The sequence below is a fragment of the Geobacter hydrogenophilus genome (assembly GCF_018501225.1).
Classification (GTDB): domain Bacteria; phylum Desulfobacterota; class Desulfuromonadia; order Geobacterales; family Geobacteraceae; genus Geobacter; species Geobacter hydrogenophilus.
Genome location: NZ_JAHCZI010000003.1, coordinates 249,483 through 266,713 on the forward strand (window position 1 = coordinate 249,483; position 17,231 = coordinate 266,713).

At 62.7% G+C, this 17,231-nt stretch carries 14 protein-coding genes; 4 read left to right on the forward strand and 10 right to left on the reverse strand.

All coding sequences use genetic code 11. The annotated features are described in order from the left end of the window. Positions 1 to 9 precede the first annotated feature (9 nt). From KI811_RS07085 to KI811_RS07115, 7 genes are all read right to left on the reverse strand, one after another. The gene (locus KI811_RS07085; protein ID WP_214185772.1) at positions 10 to 777 is read right to left on the reverse strand and encodes a tRNA threonylcarbamoyladenosine dehydratase; all 768 of its coding nucleotides are present in this window, start codon (positions 775 to 777) and stop codon (positions 10 to 12) included. Positions 778 to 791: 14 nt separating this feature from the next. Next, entirely contained in the window at positions 792 to 1,559 is a 768-nt protein-coding gene (locus KI811_RS07090; RefSeq protein WP_214185773.1) for a TatD family hydrolase, read from the reverse strand. 61 nt (positions 1,560 to 1,620) lie between these two features. Next, positions 1,621 to 3,162 (reverse strand): uroporphyrinogen-III C-methyltransferase, encoded by a 1,542-nt coding sequence (gene cobA / locus KI811_RS07095; protein WP_214185774.1) that lies wholly within the window; start codon positions 3,160 to 3,162, stop codon positions 1,621 to 1,623. A 23-nt stretch (positions 3,163 to 3,185) separates the two neighbouring features. Beyond that, positions 3,186 to 4,142, reverse strand: coding sequence for a hydroxymethylbilane synthase (hemC, locus tag KI811_RS07100; RefSeq protein WP_214185775.1), 957 nt, complete (start codon positions 4,140 to 4,142; stop codon positions 3,186 to 3,188). 51 nt (positions 4,143 to 4,193) lie between these two features. Next, positions 4,194 to 5,498: a glutamyl-tRNA reductase gene (hemA, locus tag KI811_RS07105; protein ID WP_214185776.1), complete on the reverse strand. Its 1,305-nt coding sequence runs from the start codon at positions 5,496 to 5,498 to the stop codon at positions 4,194 to 4,196. A 16-nt stretch (positions 5,499 to 5,514) separates the two neighbouring features. Beyond that, complete coding sequence (gene ccsB, locus KI811_RS07110; protein ID WP_214185777.1) at positions 5,515 to 6,330, reverse strand: c-type cytochrome biogenesis protein CcsB; 816 nt, start codon at positions 6,328 to 6,330, stop codon at positions 5,515 to 5,517. Further along, positions 6,327 to 7,001, reverse strand: coding sequence for a precorrin-2 dehydrogenase/sirohydrochlorin ferrochelatase family protein (locus KI811_RS07115; protein WP_214185778.1), 675 nt, complete (start codon positions 6,999 to 7,001; stop codon positions 6,327 to 6,329). Before KI811_RS07115 ends, ccsB begins: the two co-directional genes overlap by 4 nt. 160 nt (positions 7,002 to 7,161) lie before the next feature. Between KI811_RS07115 and trxA the strand changes: the two genes are divergently transcribed. Next, entirely contained in the window at positions 7,162 to 7,491 is a 330-nt protein-coding gene (trxA, locus tag KI811_RS07120) for a thioredoxin TrxA (protein WP_004512669.1), read from the forward strand. Between the two features lie 29 nt (positions 7,492 to 7,520). Further along, positions 7,521 to 8,033 carry a TlpA family protein disulfide reductase gene (locus tag KI811_RS07125; RefSeq protein WP_214185779.1) on the forward strand — a complete coding sequence of 171 codons (513 nt, stop codon included), beginning with the start codon at positions 7,521 to 7,523 and terminating at the stop codon, positions 8,031 to 8,033. 41 nt (positions 8,034 to 8,074) lie between these two features. Here KI811_RS07125 and uvrC read toward each other — a convergent pair whose 3' ends face one another. Further along, complete coding sequence (uvrC, locus tag KI811_RS07130) at positions 8,075 to 9,919, reverse strand: excinuclease ABC subunit UvrC (RefSeq protein WP_214185780.1); 1,845 nt, start codon at positions 9,917 to 9,919, stop codon at positions 8,075 to 8,077. 205 nt (positions 9,920 to 10,124) lie between these two features. On the opposite strand from uvrC, the gene KI811_RS07135 reads away from it, so the two are divergent. Together KI811_RS07135 and KI811_RS07140 are read left to right on the forward strand one after the other, a co-directional pair. Then, complete coding sequence (locus tag KI811_RS07135; protein WP_246551492.1) at positions 10,125 to 13,106, forward strand: tetratricopeptide repeat protein; 2,982 nt, start codon at positions 10,125 to 10,127, stop codon at positions 13,104 to 13,106. Position 13,107: 1 nt separating this feature from the next. Continuing rightward, positions 13,108 to 13,812, forward strand: coding sequence for a LysM peptidoglycan-binding domain-containing protein (locus tag KI811_RS07140; protein WP_214185782.1), 705 nt, complete (start codon positions 13,108 to 13,110; stop codon positions 13,810 to 13,812). A gap of 158 nt (positions 13,813 to 13,970) precedes the next feature. On the opposite strand, the gene KI811_RS07145 is transcribed toward KI811_RS07140, so the two are convergent. Continuing rightward, positions 13,971 to 15,674, reverse strand: coding sequence for a LysM peptidoglycan-binding domain-containing protein (locus KI811_RS07145; protein WP_214185783.1), 1,704 nt, complete (start codon positions 15,672 to 15,674; stop codon positions 13,971 to 13,973). Between the two features lie 30 nt (positions 15,675 to 15,704). Then, complete coding sequence (locus tag KI811_RS07150) at positions 15,705 to 17,075, reverse strand: hypothetical protein (RefSeq protein ID WP_214185784.1); 1,371 nt, start codon at positions 17,073 to 17,075, stop codon at positions 15,705 to 15,707. Positions 17,076 to 17,231 lie beyond the last annotated feature (156 nt).

The following is a 17,231-nucleotide window of genomic DNA, read 5'->3' on the forward strand; positions in this document are numbered from 1 at the left end:
GTTTTTTCGTCAATCCTTCAGCAGATCGTTCACCACAACCCCCGCCATGGTGAGCCCGACGATGCTTGGGATGAAGGAGACGCTCCCGAGGATGTTCCGGCGGTGTTCGCAGGAGAAGCGCTGCTCTTCCTTGTTGGGGCAGATGCAGTTGGAGCGGCAGCCGGCATCGACCACAGCCTGCTCCCGGGGCTCCTCGGTGGAGTAGACTACCGTGACGCCGCTCTTGATCCCCTGCTTGCGCAGCAGTTTGCGGACCACCCGGGCGAGGCCACAGACGCTCGTCTTGGAGATGTCGGCCACGCGGATTTTCGTGGGGTCCAACTTGTTGGCGGCCCCCATGCTGGAGATGATCCGCAGCTCCCGCTTCCGGCAGCTGCGGATCAGGTGGAGCTTGCTCGTTATGTGGTCGATGGCGTCCACCACGTAGTCGTATCCCCCCGAGAGGAGGAAGTCGCTGTTGCCGGCCTCGTAGAAGTCCTTGTGGGGTACGATGTCTGCCTCGGGGTTGATGAGGCGGAGCCGCTCGGCCATAACGAGGGCCTTAGCCCTCCCCACGGTACCGTCCAGGGCATGGAGCTGACGGTTTACGTTGGTGAGGCAGATGTCATCAAAGTCCACAAGGACGAGCCTGCCGACCCCGGCCCGGCAGAGGGCCTCGGCAGCGAAGCTTCCGACACCACCGAGGCCGAAGACGGCCACGGTCGACTGGCGGAGCCGCTGGAGCTTCTCTGGGCCGATGAGGATCTCGGTGCGGGAAAAGCGGTGGAGTGGGGACATGGAAATACCTCGTTTCAGAGTGCTGAAAGGCGAAAGAGCCTTGCTGCGTTTGAGTCCGTTATGAGCGCCACGTGTGCGGCCGCGATCCCCTTTAGTTCGGCCAGGCGGTGCGCCGTCACCGGGAGGAATGCGGGCTCGTTGTGGTTGCCACGAAAGGGTTCAGGGGTCATGTCGGGGGCGTCGGTTTCGAGGAGAAGGTGTTCCAGGGGGATTTCCCGGGCCACGGCCACGGGCCTCACGGCGTTTCTGTAGGTGACGGTCCCCGCGACCGAGATGAAGAGGCCGAGCCTGATGCATTCCCGGGCAATCTCAACGCTTCCCGAAAAGGCGTGCATGACCCCTCCCACGCGGGAGACCCCTTCCTCCCTGAGGATGCGGAGAAGGGGCTCAAAGGCCCGGCGGCAATGGATAATGACCGGAAGTCCTGCTGCCACCGCGATCCGGAGCTGTTCCCGTAATGCCGTTTCCTGGGTTGAGCGGGGAACGTGGTGGGGCAGGTGGTCGAGCCCGATTTCTCCCAGGGCAACGGCAGAATTGGCGAGGATAGTGAGCCGCGCCAGGGCGTCGTCGTTGGCCTGGTCAGCCGCCTGGGGGTGGATGCCGAAGGCGGGAAAGATTCCCTCATGTTCCCGTGCCAGGGAGGCGATCCGTTCCCACCCCCCCGGCGCAACCCCGGGGACGATGATCCGCCCGATCCGGGCCTGTCGCGCGGCGGCCATGACCTCGCCGAGACGAGAGCTGAGGATTGGGTCATCCAGGTGGCAGTGGGTGTCGGTGAGCATCGGGGAACTCCACACTCCGGTTGCAGGGTCGAGAGGTGAAGAGGCGGGGGGACGAGTGATTCTACCCCTGCCGGGGAAAATGGTCGACGAGAGCGTCCGTCATGGCAGCGAGGGTGTACTTCGAGGGCTCCACGTGGACTTCAAGCCCCAGTTCGCGGCAGGTTTTGGCGGTAATTGGACCGATGGCGGCGATCGTCACTCCTTCCAAGAGGTGGAGGAAGCGGTTCTCCCCGAGGATGGCGGCCAGGTTCTCCACGGTGGATGACGAGGTGAAGGTGATGCAGGTGATGCGCCGCTCTTCCAGTTCGGCGATGATGCCGGCGGGAAGGGAGTCGGGCGTCACGTTGCGGTAGGCGACCGGCGCGGTCACCTCTCCCCCCAGTTCCGCGAGTCCCTGGGGAATCACGTTCCTGGCCCGGTCTCCCTTGGGGAAGAGGATCCGCTTCCCTGCAATCTCCTCCGAGCGGAACACCTCCACCACCCCTTCCCCCTTGTAGTCGGCCGGGATCAGGTCCGGCCGGATGCCGAAAGGAGCCAGGGCCGCCGCTGTCTTGGGCCCCACGACGCAGACCCGGCAGGTTCCCAGGGCGCGGGAGTCCTTTCCGGCTGCGGCGAGCCGTTCGAAAAAGAAGCGGACCGCATTGGCCGAGGTGAAAACGATCCAGTGGAACCGGTCCAGGCGGGCGATGGCTCCGTCGAGGCCGTCCCAGCTATCCGGGGGGACGATGGCAATGGTGGGGCACTCCACGACCCGGGCCCCCAGTGCCCCGAGCATGGCGCCGAACTCGCCTGCCTGGTCCGCGGCACGGGTAACGAGAATGCTTGTGCCGAAGAGGGGGCGGTTGTCGAACCAGCGGAGCTTCTCCCGCAGGCGCACCACCTCTCCCACCACGGTGATGGCGGGGGCACGGAAGCCGGTTCGCCGCGCCTGCTCGGCGATGTCGGCCAGGGTGCCGGTGAGGACCTCCTGGTCGGGCCGGGTCCCCCAGCGGATGAGGGCGACCGGGGTCTCCGGCGGCCTGCCGTGGGCCACGAGGTTTGCCGTTATCTGGGGAAGGTTCTTTATCCCCATGTAGAAGACTATGGTGCCGCTCCCCAGGGAGAGACCTTTCCAGTCGATCTGGGAGACCTCCTTGTCGTGCCCCTCGTGGCCGGTGACAAAGGCGACAGAGGTGGTCACCCCCCGGTGGGTGAGGGGGATGCCGGCGTAGGCGGTGGCGCCGATCCCGGCCGTGACGCCGGGGACGATCTCGAAGGGGATTCCCGCCGCCACAAGGGCCTCGCACTCTTCACCCCCCCGGCCGAAGACGAAGGAGTCACCCCCCTTGAGCCGTGCCACCACATTCCCCGCCAGGGCCTTTTCCACCAGGAGCGCGTTGATCTGCCACTGCTCGCGGTTGTGGTGCCCGCCGATCTTGCCGGCGTAGATCAGCTCGGCGTCGGGCCGTGCGAAGCGGAGGAGCTCGTCGTTGGCCAGGTAGTCGTAGATGACCACGTCGGCTCTTCCCAGGGACTCCCGACCCTTGAGGGTGATGAGCCCCGGATCGCCGGGGCCCGCGCCGATGAGGTAGACGAAGCTTTTTTTGAGGGGTTTATCAGGCATGGATGAGTAAGGCATGGAAAACGTTAAACGGGGATTTCCTTCTCCCGCGCCACTTCCCGCTGGTAGACCTCGGCAAGGATCTCGTGGGCGCCGTCGGCCAGGAGCTTCTCCGCCAGGGCGATGCCGAGCTTTTCGCAGTCGGTAACCGGCCCGGAGATGGTGTCCTTCACCGAGCGGGTGCCGTCCACCGAGGCGACGAAGCCGGTGAGGGTGAGGGTGTCGCCGGAAACCTGGCCGTGGGCGGCGATGGGGACCTGGCAGCCACCTTCGCAGCGCCACAGAAGGGCCCGCTCGGCCCGGACCGCGTGGGCGGTGTCGGGGTGGTTGAAGAAGGCGATGGTCTCCTTGATCGTTTCGTCATCGAGGCGGCACTCGATGCCGAGGGCTCCCTGGCCGATGGCCGGGAGCGACAGCTCCACCGGCAGGTACTCGGAGACCTGATCGGCGAAGCCGAGGCGGTTCAGGCCGGCAGCGGCCAGAATGACCGCGTCCAGGTTCTCGTCGGTGAGTTTCCGGATGCGGGTCTCCACGTTGCCGCGGATGACCACCATCTGGAGGTCGGGGCGCACCTTGAGGAGCTGGGCCTGGCGGCGCAGGGCCGAGGTGCCGATTTTTGCCCCTTGGGGAAGGTCGGCGAATTTCACCCCCTGGGAGATGACGGCGTCGCGGGGGTCTTCCCGCTTGGTGATGCAGTAGAGGCCGAGCCCCTCGGGAAATTCCGTGGGGACGTCCTTCATGCTGTGGACCGCGATATCGATCTCTCCTCGGAGCATCGCCTCTTCAATCTCCTTCACGAAGAGCCCCTTGCCCCCCACCTGGGCCAGGGGGACGTCGAGGATCTTGTCACCCATGGTCTTGATCTTCACGAGCTCCACGGCCATGCCGGGGTAGCGCTTTTCCAGCTCACCCTTCACCCAGTTGGCCTGCCAGAGGGCAAGCTGGCTCGCCCGGGTTCCTATTCTCAGCTGCTTCGGTGCCATTGCAGTCTCCTTTTTTTATCTATGAAAACAGCGGAATCGCTTTGTGGGGTCTTACTCTTCCAGTTCCCCGAGCTCCTCCGCCTCGGACTCGCCGGTCTGGAGCTCGAAGAGGGTGCGGAGGGCATCCACGTAGAGGTCGGTCCGCCCTCCCTGGCCTGCACGCTTGAGGGTTGCGGTAGGGGGGTGGAGGAGCTTGTTGACGATGGCGGCGGTGAGGGCCTCAAGCCGCTTGGCCCCGTCGGGGGGGAGGTCCTTCCAGGAGGCGAGGGTCTTTTCCAGTTCGGCCTTCCGCGTCTCTTCGAATTTCGACCGGAGCGCCACGATGGTCGGCGTCACCTCCAGGTTGGAGAGCCACTTGTGGAACTGGCCGATCTCCTCGTCAATGATCGCCTCGGCCTTTTTCGCCTCCTCGGCCCGCTGCTGCAGGTTGGAGGCGACCACCCCCTGGAGGTCGTCCATGTCGTAGAGGTAGACGTTCTCCACGTCGTTCACCTTGGGATCGATGTCCCGCGGCACCGCGATGTCGATGAAGAACATGGGCTTCAGCTTCCGGCGCCGGCTCACCTCCTCCACGTCCTTGGGTTTGATGATGAACTGGGTGGCGCCGGTGGAGGAGAGGACGATGTCGGCCTTGTGGAGCTGGTCGAAGAGGTCGTCGAAGGAGACCGGTTTCCCCTCGAATTCCTCGGCCAGCTTCACGGCCCGTTCGTAGGTCCGGTTGGTGACCATGACCCCCCGCACCCCGTTGTTGATGAAGTGCTTGGCCGCCAGTTCGCACATCTCGCCGGCGCCGATCAGCATGACCGTCTTGTCCGAGAGATCGCCGAAAATCTTTCGGGCCAGTTCCACCGCGGCAAAGGAGACGGAGACGGCCGACGAGGCGATCTTTGTCTCGGTCCGCACCCGCTTGGCAACGGAGAAGGCCTTGTGGAGGAAGCGGTTGAGGATGATGCCGCTGGTCTTGAACTCGGCGGCGTAACCGTAGGCGGTCTTGATCTGGCCCAGGATCTGGGGCTCTCCCACCACCATGGAGTCGAGGCTGGAAGCGACCCGGAAGACGTGCCGGATGGCTGCCTCGCCGTGGTGGGCGTAAAGGTGGGGTTCGAGGATTTCGGGGGGGATGCCGTGGTAGTCGGCCAGAAACCGCTTGATCCGCGCCATGCCGCCGGCGATGTCGCGGGTGGAGATGTATATTTCCACCCGGTTGCAGGTGGAGACAATGACCGCTTCGGCAATGTCCTCGATGGCCAGCAGCGCCCGCAGCGGCTTTTCCATCTGGGTCGGTGCGAAGGCGACTTTTTCCCGTATATCGACGGAGGCGGTCTTGTGTGACAGCCCCACAACCACAATGTTCATGGGATCCTCTGACTTCTTATTTGTAACTGTGCAGCCCCGACAGGAACAGGTTCACGCCGAGGAAGGTGAACAGGAGGACGAAGAAGCCGACAATGGCGAGAATGGCGGCCTTCTTTCCCCTCCATCCGGTGGTTAGCCTGCCGTGGAGCAGCGCCGCGTAGACGAACCAGGTGATGAGCGACCAGGTTTCCTTCGGGTCCCAGCTCCAGTAGGTTCCCCACGCGGATTCGGCCCAGATGGCACCCGAGATGATGGCGAAGGTAAGGAGCGGGAACCCGATGGTGAGGCAGCGGTAGTTGATCTCGTCCAGTATGTCCAGGGAAGGAAGCTTCTGGTACATGGGGCCCAGCTTCTTGCTCTTGAGGAAATGCTGCTGGATCAGGTACATGATGGCGGCGCCAAAGGCAACGGCGAACGCGGCGTAACTCAGGAACGCCATGACCGTGTGGACCATGAGCCACTTGCTCTTGAGGGCCGGGTTCAGCGGCATGATGGCCGATGGAAAGCCGGTGGAGGCCGCCATGAGCAGGAATGCCACGGGGGTGACGAAGGAGCCGAGGATGAAGATCCGGTATTTCCGCTCGAAGAGGATGTAGATGCCCACGATGGCAAGACTGAAGAAGGAGAGTGACTCGTGGAGGTTGGTGATGGGAGTGTGTCCCGCCTCCAGGTACCGGTCGACCGTGTAGGCACAGTGAGCCACGAACCCCGCAGAGAGAATGCAGCAGGAAACCTTGCCGAGTACTTCCCGGGGCTTGACGAGGTAAGCCAGATAGGCAATGGTGGCTGCGAAGTAAATGGCCAGGGTCATATTGAAGAACAGGGCGTTCATGCGGGGTCCTCGGTCCTCGTTCCCAGCGAGGCCAGGGTAAAGCCGGGGCCGGCGTGGGTCACGAGGAGGCGGTCGATCGTTTCGTATTCTCCCCGCCGGATCAGGCCGGGGAGGTCGGCATTGGCAAGGGTGCGTAAAACCGTCTTATTGTAGGTGCGGTTGCTGCGGACAGTCAACAGCTTTTCACGGACCGCGCCAAGTATCGCAACGGTTTCAGCGTATTCGGGGCCGAATCGTTGCGCCAGATCGTTGCAGATGCCTTGGGCCAGGGCAGGGCTCTTCCCCCCCGTGGAGACGGCGACCAGAAGATCTCCCCTGCGGAAGTGCGCCGGGGTTGTAAAGTTTCCGTGCTCCGGCGCACCGGTGATGTCCACAAGGATGCCGAGGGTTGCCGCGTCCCGGGCCACGTGCAGGTTCACGGCTGGGTTGTCCGTGGCTGCGAAGGCGAGAAAGGCATCTGCGAGGTCCCCCTCCCCGTACTGGCGGGCGTGGCAGATGATCCGGCCTTCCCTCCGAAGCTCTTCCAGACGGGGATCGAGGCGGGGAGCGATCACGGTGACCCGCGCTCCCGCTTCCATAAGGAGAAGGCACTTGCGCGCGGCAACGGAACCGCCGCCGACGATGACGGCATTCCGCTCGCGAAGGTTCAGGTTTACGGGGAATTGGACCATGGAATCCGGTAGTTTCGTTAAGGTAAGCAACGAATGTGTGTGTACCAGATTTCAGGCTGATTGCCAAGGGGCGGGGGAAACGCTGCCGTTTTCCTCCTTGATGTTTCGGGGAAGCTCGTCTATATTCTGATAGTACAATTTGTTTGATAAGGAGGCTTTCATGGCCAGTGAAAAGGTGCTGACGTTCAGTGATGATAATTTCGATACCGATGTGCTCAAGGCTACCGTTCCGGTCCTTGTGGATTTCTGGGCCACCTGGTGCGCCCCCTGCAAGGCCATCGCCCCGGTCATCGACGCCATTGCCGACGAGTACGACGGCAAGGTGAAGGTCGGCAAGGTAAACGTGGACGACAACCCCGGCACCCCCGGCAAGTATGGCGTACGCGGCATCCCCACGGTCATCCTCTTCAAGGATGGCAAGGTTGTCGACCAGGTCGTAGGGGCTGTTCCCAAGGCTCAGCTTGAGGCCCTCATCAAGAAGGCGCTCTAGCTCGAACTAACTCAGGAGTTGTGCCTCTTATGCGGATAGTCCCTGTTTTGAGAGCTTTTGCCGCGGCGGCCGGTTTCACGATGGCGGTTGCCTCGCCGTCGCTTGCCATCCCCCAGAAGGGACAGCCTGCCCCGCCCCTCAAGGTGGTAAGCACCTCAGGGCAGCCGATAAGCCTCGCCAATTACAAGGGATATGTGCTCGTCATCGATTTTTTCGCCACCTGGTGCCCCCCCTGCAGGGAGGCTATTCCGCATCTGAATGGCATCAGCAGGAAGTACGGCAGGCAGGGACTCCAGGTTCTGGGGCTCTCGCTTGACGATGGCGATGAGGGGGCAGTCAAGGACTTCATCGCCAGCAAGCGGATAGTCTATCCCGTGGCCCTTGCCGGCCAGGACGTCCAGACCGATTATGGTCTCCGGTCGCTCCCCACGGTGTACGTCATCGACAAGAGGGGAAATGTGGCCGATAAGTTCATGGGAGGTTCGGACGCCACCCTCAAGAACATGGAGGCCCTCATCAAGAAGCTTCTGGCCGAAAAGTAGTAGGGGAGTTTACAATGGAGCGCCCGAAGGCGGCATCCCTTTCAGGGGGTGCCGCCTTCGTCGTTTTCGTGGAGAGATTTCCAGATGCTCTCGGCCAGGGTCGGCGGAATGGTCGGAGTGGCGGCCAGTTCATCCCGGCTCGCTTCCCGTATTCGCCGCAGGCTTCCGAATTGCCGCAGAAGTTCCTTTCGCCGCTTCGGTCCGATTCCCGGAATGGTGTCGAGGGTCGACCGGATGGTGTCTTTCCCCCGCAGTTTCTGGTGGTAGGTGATGGCGAAGCGATGGGCCTCGTCGCGGATGCGGGCCATAAGGAGGAGTGGCGCGCTGTTCTGGCGGAGGACCACCGGGTTCTTGCGGCCCGGGAGAAAGACCCGCTCGGTGCTCCGTGTCAGCTCTTCCGCCGCCATATCCCGTTCCACGCGGCTCTTGGCCAGGGAGGCGGCATCCACATCCTCCACCTGCAACTCCCGGAGAACGGCGGTCAGGATGTTTAACTGTCCGATGCCGCCGTCCACCACGATCAGGTCGGGATGCTCGTCCTTGGCCGGGCTGTCCCTGAACCGGCGTGAGAGGACCTCGTGCATCATGGCGAAGTCGTCGGCGCCGGCGACCGTTTTGATCTGGTAGTGACGGTAGCCTCCCTTGTCCGCCTTGCCGTCGCGGAACGAGACCCTGCTTCCCACTGGGTAGGTCCCCTGGATGTTCGATATGTCGTAGCACTCGATGCGGCGGGGGAGGTTCCGCAGGTGGAGCCGTTCCTTCAGTTCCGTCAGAACCGCTTCCGCCCCTTCCTCCCGTTTCTGCCTCTCCCGAAGGGCCGCCTCGGCGTTCTTCCCCGCGAGTTTGACCAGATCGGCCTTTGTTCCCCGCTGGGGGTGCGTTACGCCTGTCCGCTTTCCCCGCCGCTCGGAGAGAAGTTCCGCCAGTGCCGCGCTGTCGGCCACGGGAAGCGGAACAAGCACCTCGTCGGGGATGAAGACCTCCCGGCTGTAGTAGTCGTTGAGGAATGACGAAACGGCCTCCTCGTCCTCCAGTTCCCAGGCGAGAAGGTAGCTGCGGCTGCCGATGAGACGCCCTCCCCTGATGAAGAGGAGGGCGAGGGAGAGGGCGCTCCCTTCCCGGTGCATGCCGAGAACGTCGGCATCTCCTCCCGTGGTCACCATTTTCTGCTTTTCCACCGTCACCTCGATGGCGCGGATGAGGTCCCGGTAGCGGGCCGCCTCCTCGTAGCGCTCGTTTGCTGCCGCGGATGCCATCCGTTCCCGGTTTGCCTTCAGAAGATCCCGGTTCTTCCCGTCCAGGAAGAGGGCGGCCCCCTGGACGAGGCCCTGGTATTCCTCGGGTGAGATGAGGCCGTGGCAGGGAGCCGAGCACTGCCTGAGCTGGTGGAAGAGGCAGGGGCGCCGGCGCCGGCGGCAGGTTTCGAGGGGGTAGTGGCGCAGGGGGAAGAGCCGGTAGAGCTGCTTGAGGGCTTCGCGGGCCGAGGCGGCCGATGAATAGGGGCCGAAATAGCGGGCCCCGTCCTGGAGTACCTTCCGGATGATGGTGAGCCGGGGGAACTCCTCGTTCATGTCCATGCGGAGTGAGAAGTAGGTCTTGTCGTCCCGCAGGTCCAGGTTATAGCGGGGGCGATGCTTCTTGATGAGGGTGTTCTCAAGGATGAGAGCCTCTTTCTCGGTGTCGGTGACAATGACCTCCACCTCCGCCACCCGGGCCACGAGGAACCGGATATGGTAGCGGGATTCGCCGGCCGCCCCGAAGTAGGAGCGAACCCGTTTCCTGAGGCTCTTGGCCTTCCCCACATAGAGGATGGTGCCGTCTGACCCTTTCATGAGGTAGACGCCGGGGGAATCGGGGAGGGTGTCCAGGCGAGATTTGTCGAACATGGGGCCAGTATACCGAGTGAGGGCTCCGTTGAAAAGAGGGTCGGGACTCCGGATTCAAAGTTTTGTATGGCCGTTTTTCGCGTAGTTACGGGGCCTCGCGCCGGCATTCATCGTTGACAAGCGGGTGTTATGATGCTATGTAACTGAATCTAATTACCTTAATTTCTTTGCCCTCACGAAGGGAAAGGTCAAGCCCGTGGATTTTATGAAATATTTCCGCACTGCCGCTTTCCGGTGCCTGACCGGATGTCTCATAATCGCGTCGCTCCTTTCCACCCCCGTCTATGCAGTCAATTCCGACGATTCCCAGGTCTTCATCGCAGGTTTCAACGCCTACCAGAAAAAGGACTACCAGACCGCCATCGAGCGGATGAAGACGGTCCTTGAGAAATACCCCGACACTCCCTTGCGCGACATGGCCATCTTCTGGCTTGCCCGGGCCAATTTCAAGGCAGGGTTCGAGCGGGACGCGGCACGGTATATGTCCCAGTTCATGAAGGAGTATCCCGACAGCCCCCTCAAGGGAACCGTCGAAGATGAGCTTCTTGGGCTTGTGGCGCGCTTTGACAAGGGGGAGCAGCTTCCCGTTGCGGCTAAGCGTCCGGCATCCGCGACGGTGGCCGCTGCTCCGGCGCCGGAACGGAAGGCGCTGGCGGAAAAGACTGCGGCGGCAAAACAGGCCGCGGAGCAGGCTGCGCGCAGCGTGTCCGAGGCTGAGCGCCTTGCGGCGGAGAAGGCGGCTGCGGAGAAGGTTGCGGCAGAGCGGGCCGCTGCGGAGAAGGCCGCGGCGGAACGGGTCGCCGCCGAACGTATGGCTGCGGAGAAGGCTGCCCGGGAGAAGGCGGAAGCCGAGCGCATGGCCCTGGCGAAGGCAACGGCCGAGAAGGCGGCCGCAGAGCGTGCGGCTGCGGAAAAGGTCGCCGCGGACCGGGCTGAGGCTGAGCGCCTGGCAGCGGAGAAGCTTGCGAAGGAGAAGGCTGAAGCTGAGCGCCTGGCCTCGGAGAAGGCCGCCAAGGAGAAGGCCGAGGCTGAGCGCTTGGCCCTGGAAAAGGCAGCTGCGGAAAAAACCGCCGCGGAGCGTGCCGCGGCCGAGAAAGCCGCTGCGGAGCGGGCTGCCGCAGAACGCCTGGCAGCGGAGAAGTTTGCGCGGGAAAAGGCGGAAGCCGAGCGTCTGGCGGCGGAAAAAACGGCCAGGGAAAAGGTCGAGGCTGAACGCCTTGCTGCGTTGAAGGCGGCTGACGAAAAGGTCGCTGCCGAGCGCGCTGCTGCAGAAACACTTGCCGCTGACCGGGCCGCTGCCGAGCGGATCGCCGCGGAGAAGGCTGCCAAAGAGAAAGCTGCGGCTGAACTGGCGGCCCGGGAGAAGGCGGAAGCCGAGAAGCGTACTGCCGAGCGCCTTGCTGCCGAAAAAGTGGCCGCGGAAAAGGCGGCTGCGGAGCTCCGGCTTGCCGAACAGAAGGCCCGGGAAAAGGCCGAGGCGGATCGCCTTGCAGCCGAGAAGGCCACGAGGGAACGGGCCGCAGCGGAAAAACTGACCGCGGAAAAGGCGGAGGCCAGCAAACGTGCGACACTCAGGGAAAAGGCCATCGGCGAATACAAGTCGCTCATCGACCGTTTCCCGGGGACCAAGGCCGCGGCAACAGCGACGGCCAAGCTGAAGGACCTCGGCATTGTCTATCCGGTTCCCGGTACGGCCGCCGTGGCGGCGAAGCCGGCACCTTCCGAAAAGAACGCCCAGATTCTCTCACTGGAAGTTGGGCAGTTTGCCGATGCGGACATGACCATTGCCCCGGTCTCCCAAAGCCTGGAGGTCGGCAAGCGCCACGACATACCCTTTGAAGTGGTCAACAGGGGTAACGGCACCGACAGCTTCTATCTCGAATCGGGCTTTCCCGCCGAGTTCGGAGCCCAGTTCGCCGATGCCGCCAGGAAGGAAATTCCCGTCAACATGACGCCGTCCATCGCTCCCGGGGAACGTTTCAACGGAGTGGTCTCCATTACCGTCCCGCGCGAGTACATCGATGGCCAGAAGATGATCTATCCCATCAAGATTGCCTCGCGTATGGACAGGGATGCCACCCAGGCCCGGGATATCATGTTTGCCGCCTCGGCGCCGCTTCTCCGCGCCGTGGTCAAGACCGATAAGGGTCAGATTCTCCCCGGGGAGAAGGTCGCCTATCGGGTGACGCTCCTCAACATCGGTACCGCCACTGCCCAGGGGGTAAGCCTGCGGCTTAACTATCCGCCCCAGTACGAACCGGTAAGTCCGGTGGGGACCGGCCTCAAGCAAGAGATGAAGGCGGCGCTGGTGCTTGACGCCATACGTCTCGCATCGGGAGAGAGCAGGGAATTCGATGTGGCTTTCCAGTTGAAGGATGAGGCAATCGCTCAACAAGAGCTCTTCCTGCGGGCAGACGTGGTCAATACTGAACTCCAGACCCGGGATTCCTTCATCTCGGCCTCTTCCTTCGTGAAGCCGGTGAGCGGCGTCGCCGTCAGGACCAACAGTGACAAGCTGGTCGTGATTCCCGGCCAGTCAATATCCGTGCCCCTTATCGTGACCAACACTGGCAACGTGCGGGAGGATTTCCTCATCAAGCCGCAGCTTCCTCCCAACGTCACCTATACTTTCTATCAGGACCTCAACCGCGACGGCATCCGCCAGGCGAACGAACCGATCATTAACCACGTTGGGCCGTTGGCGCCTAAGGAGGAGTCCTATGTGATCCTCGATCTCTCCACACCGGCCACCGAGAGCGACGGGACAGCCGCCACCGTTTCCATGGCCTTCGAGCCGGAAAGCGACAAGGCAAAGAGCGCCACCGCGAACCTGCGGTTGGTCTACGCCAGGCCTGTGGTTGAACTGGCCATGAGTGGCAAGGGGGGAAGGCTCAAGCCGGGCGAGGTGTCCTCCTTCGAGCTCAATTTCACCAACCGTGGTTCGAGCATGGCCAAGGCTGTGGAACTCCAGAGCGTTCTCCCCGCAGACCTGGAACTGGTCGCATCGGATCCTTCTTTCGGTCGCGCGAAAAACGGGGATTACATCTGGAAGTTTGACGAACTGGGGGCCGGAGAGAAGCGGGTCATCAAGGTGACCTTCAGGGTCAAGGCGGGAACCGCGGTTGGCAGGAGCATCCAGGTGAAAAACGTCCTGAACTACCAGGATCAACTCGGGAACAGGTACTGATATGAACGGCACTCTCAGACTTGTCGCGTCGTCTCTTGTCCTCTCCCTTGCGTCGCTTTCCTCAACCAGTGGCGCGGAGTATCTCCGCTATGCTCCGGAACCGTCCGATGGCAAACCACTTGCGGGCCCCGAGGAGGGGGTCCTTGTCAAGCGCATCACCATCGAAAAGGGAGATACCCTTTACGGGCTGTCGCGGAAATACAGCGGCAAGGGGACCTACTTTTCCCAGATTTTGCTCTTTAACGAGATTGCGAACCCCAACCTGATCTATGCGGGCCATAAGCTTCTGGTTCCCCTGCCTCCCGGTCACGGCGAGGGAACTGCGGCGCCGGCTCGCCGTGCCAAGCCTGCAGAGAAGCGGAAGGGCGCCAGAAAGCATCAGGCTGTGACCCCGGCGGTACCGAAGGCTCCGAAGGAGGCAAAGCCTGTGGGCAAGGTGCCTGCGGCTACAACTAGCCCGTCCTTGCCGCCTAAGGCGTCCCAGGTGCCGGCGTCAAAGACAGTTTCTCCCTCTCCTGCCACGCGGAAGGGGGAAGAGAACGAGCAGACCCTCTTTGAAAAGGGCGTCAGCGCCTACAAGTCGGGCCAGTACCAGCAGTCGCTCGACGCGTTTGACCGGTTCCTGGCCCGTTATCCAGCATCTCCCCTTGCCCCCGATGCGTCCCTCTATCGGGCTGATGCCCTCATGAAGATGGCGGGTCAATAGGGATTATTTCTTCTCCAGTATCCTCCTTGCCGGTAGTCTGTTCAGGCGGAAATCATGCATTTCCGTGATACCGCGCCCATTTCCTTTGATCGAAAAATCCACTCCCGATAGTCTGTGATCATCGCCCGTGCACCATGGCGTTGCTTACCCGTGGGCCTTTACTTCTTCTCAGCCGGAGCCCACCGCAGCAGCTCGGCAAATACCGGGTCGGATGGCCGGGACGTGAGCAGGAGACGGCCGGCCGACGTTTCGCGGCGGGTAATCTTGAAGCCGGTGATCGCGATTCTGTACCGCCCGTAGTCCATTTCATGTTTTCCAAATGAGTTGGGGTAGTTGAGCTCAGTGAGCAGGCGCCGCGTTACGTCGGTGAAATCCTCGTTCTCCTGGGGCTGGATGATGCCGTAACCCTGCACCTGGAGAAGTCTGAAGAGGGTGTAGTTGTAGGGATCGTTGCCGGAGCAATCGAGGATAAAGCGCTTTCCCCCCGCCTCGAAGTATCCTTCTACCCTGATGCTGAAACGGTTCTCCGAGTTCTCTCCCATGGCCCCAGAAACGATACGGTTGCGGTCCAGTTTCAGGGAAAGCGCGTCCAGAAGCGAAACCGCCATATCGCAAGGTGTGGAAGCGGGGATGGCCCGGAGGTCGTACCCCGGCTCGGCAACGGTGTCTCCCGGGCGGTCGCAGAACTGGGCCACCTGGTACCCCCTCCGATGGAGGTAATCGGTGAGGGAGGGAGGCAGGCAGGGGCCATGTTCGTCCAGAAAGACGAGGACGGTTTCGGGCCCCCCCCGGCCCGTCGGAAGCCTCACGATGCGGAAGTCTGCCCGGACGGAGAGGGTGGGATCCGCTCCCAGGTCGACGGTCACGTTCTCTTCTGTCCGGGCGAACTCGGCTGCTCTCACGAGGGTTGCGACGAGCGCCTTGAGGCTGTCGTTGCCCCGGGTGACAATGTGGATGTCGGGGTACTTTTGAGCCAATTGAGTGCGAAGCTGGGGTTGGAGGGTGCTCCGGAGATCCACCAGAATCCGGCCTCCGTCGGCAGCCAGGAGGAGCGGGTAATCGGCCGGGTCGAGAACCTTCCCGTTGACGGTCAAAGGTTCAATTTGCCGCTGGCCGGGAACGAGGTTTTCCCAAAGACGGATAAGTGCCGTGGAATAGGAAAGATCAGCCTTTGCTTCCGTGGCTGGTGCAGGCGGCACAGTTTCACGGCCCGATATTGTGAGTGGTGGTGGCGGCGGAGCCGACGCGACCGCCTCCTTTGCTGTTTCATGCTGTGAGGACGCCACCGGGGCGGGGGGCGAGGTGACGGCGGTGGAGGGAGCCGGCGCCGATGACGGCGCAGGCGGGATGATGAGGGGGCGGTGTCCTTCCGGTGCAGATGCTGGTTCAGGTGTGGATGCCGGGGTGGGTGCCGGTGTAGCGGTCTTGGCCAGAGATGATGCCCGGCGGTGACGGGGAATGAGGATGGTCTGTCCCACTTCGAGGCGCGTGGCGCTCGGCAATTTGTTGATTCGTTGGATTTCCGGGATGAGCGCCTCGGCCTGGGCGTTGCTGAGGCCGAAATCGCGGATCAGGATCTTAAAGAGAAAGTCGCCGGGCCTGACGGTATAGCGGGTATAGTCGCCCGATGCTTCGGAGGCTGGGGTGTCCGGTTTGGCATCTGCTTTCCGGGCACTATCCTTGCGGGGAGCGCGGACGGGTTGCTGTCGGTGTTGGGGGGAAGGTTTCGTCGTTTTTTCCAGGTCCTTCAGATCCAGTTCGAAGGAGGGGGAGGCAGCCTGGGCGGTTCCAGCCTGCAGTGGTCCGAGAAGTCCCCAGAGGGCAAAGGTGGCGCAAAAATTCATGTAGGTGCGTGATGTCATGACAGAGTCCGTATCCTCGGTAAGAAGTGATCAGTTGAAGTGGACGACGAAGGCCCTGATGGCGCCTTTGGGAACCGTACGGTAGACAACGAGCCGGCCCCCTCCCTTAACCGTCCCCTTCTCCACCCGGAATTTTCCCTGGGTTTCCGTGGAGTCCAGGGTGAACTCCCGCGAGGTGCTCATCTGGCTCAGGGCGCCGCGCAGGAAAGATTCGGGAATGCCGACACCGCTGCGGTCGATGGCCTGCACGGCCCGGATGACGGTCCCCTCGCGGTAGACCTTGAACTCAGTGCGGGCACCCTTGTAACGCTCCCAGCCGGGGTGCGACTTTCCATAATCCCGGTCGTGCCCCTCCCGCGGTACGAAGGAGGGAAGCTGGGCGAGTCCTCCCCCCGTGCCAACCGCGGGTTGAGGAGGCGTGGCTGCTTGAGGGGGACGTTGCGGCTGTGGCTGTGCCGGGATTTTGGGTGGTGTCGCTGCCGGTGCTGTTGCTCCAGGCGATGAGGTTTGTGCGGCAGTCGGTGGCGCCGCCGGTGCGGGGGGCTGTGGTGTAGGGACAATGTTCTTAGGCGCTGGCGCTGCGGGAAGTGCCGCTGGCCTGAGGGCCTGTTTGGGGGAGGGTGTTTCGGGAGTCAGCAGCATGATAGTTCCGACCGCAACGACAGCCAGAGCGGCAAGCCCGATCCAGATTAGCTTTGTGAGTTTCGTCTCTTTCCTGCCGATGCGGGGGCGTGTTGAAGCAGAGGGCCTCGCAACGTCAGCCCCAGCGGTGAGGGATACCGTATCCTCCATCTCCGCCAGGGGGACCGGCTCGGCAGTCTGTTCGATGACGGTTGCGAGCTTCTCGTCAAAGGGGCTAACAGGTGATCCCTGCCGGCCGAAAGTGTCCACCACGGTATCCGTGGCAGGGATGGGCGGTTCCGTGATCGACGGCTCGGCATCGGTGGCTGGCGAAGCAGTCACGGGCTGTTCCGTGGGGGAAGGCGCAGGCGCCTGTTCTTCCGCCTCCACGGAAGAAGGGATCTCGACGGGGGGCGGTGGTGCGGGGAGTTCCGAGATGATGCCGATGACGGCGGCGGTCAGTTCCTCGTCGGTGCGGGCAATGTCGAGGCATGCGTCCAGGGGGCCCTGGTCCGGCGGCTGTTGTGCCATTTCTCCGAAAAGAACCACCTGGGGCCTTACCCCTTCCACCTGGCCGATGAGGTGCCGGGCGATGATTTCCCCGGAGAGCCCCGAGAGGTGGTTCTGGACGAAGAGGATGTCCGGGGCTTCGTCGGCAATGTCCTGACTTCCCTGGCGGAGGGAGCGGGAGATTCTGAAGTGTATCTGGGGGGAATCGCTCACAAAGTCGAAGAGCTTTTCGAGCCGGTCCTGGTCCGCTATGAGAAGGATTTTTACCACATGCACCCCGTGCGCCGAAAAAATAACCGTATTCTATGTGACGGTCTGGAGAGAATCAAGAGTGAATGGATCATGGCATGCAAAATGGTTGCCGTCCGGCCAGGGGGGTGACGTCGCGGCCGGATTTCACGGAAAAGGAGTGGACGGCCTCCGACG

Bases quoted from the DNA above. Each gene is read 5' to 3' on its own strand.
- KI811_RS07085 (WP_214185772.1), bottom strand. From the start codon at position 777: ATGTCCCCACTCCACCGCTTTTCCCGCACCGAGATCCTCATCGGCCCA.
- KI811_RS07090 (WP_214185773.1), bottom strand. From the start codon at position 1,559: ATGCTCACCGACACCCACTGCCACCTGGATGACCCAATCCTCAGCTCT.
- cobA (WP_214185774.1), bottom strand. From the start codon at position 3,162: ATGCCTGATAAACCCCTCAAAAAAAGCTTCGTCTACCTCATCGGCGCG.
- hemC (WP_214185775.1), bottom strand. From the start codon at position 4,142: ATGGCACCGAAGCAGCTGAGAATAGGAACCCGGGCGAGCCAGCTTGCC.
- hemA (WP_214185776.1), bottom strand. From the start codon at position 5,498: ATGAACATTGTGGTTGTGGGGCTGTCACACAAGACCGCCTCCGTCGAT.
- ccsB (WP_214185777.1), bottom strand. From the start codon at position 6,330: ATGAACGCCCTGTTCTTCAATATGACCCTGGCCATTTACTTCGCAGCC.
- KI811_RS07115 (WP_214185778.1), bottom strand. From the start codon at position 7,001: ATGGTCCAATTCCCCGTAAACCTGAACCTTCGCGAGCGGAATGCCGTC.
- trxA (WP_004512669.1), top strand. From the start codon at position 7,162: ATGGCCAGTGAAAAGGTGCTGACGTTCAGTGATGATAATTTCGATACC.
- KI811_RS07125 (WP_214185779.1), top strand. From the start codon at position 7,521: ATGCGGATAGTCCCTGTTTTGAGAGCTTTTGCCGCGGCGGCCGGTTTC.
- uvrC (WP_214185780.1), bottom strand. From the start codon at position 9,919: ATGTTCGACAAATCTCGCCTGGACACCCTCCCCGATTCCCCCGGCGTC.
- KI811_RS07135 (WP_246551492.1), top strand. From the start codon at position 10,125: ATGAAATATTTCCGCACTGCCGCTTTCCGGTGCCTGACCGGATGTCTC.
- KI811_RS07140 (WP_214185782.1), top strand. From the start codon at position 13,108: ATGAACGGCACTCTCAGACTTGTCGCGTCGTCTCTTGTCCTCTCCCTT.
- KI811_RS07145 (WP_214185783.1), bottom strand. From the start codon at position 15,674: ATGACATCACGCACCTACATGAATTTTTGCGCCACCTTTGCCCTCTGG.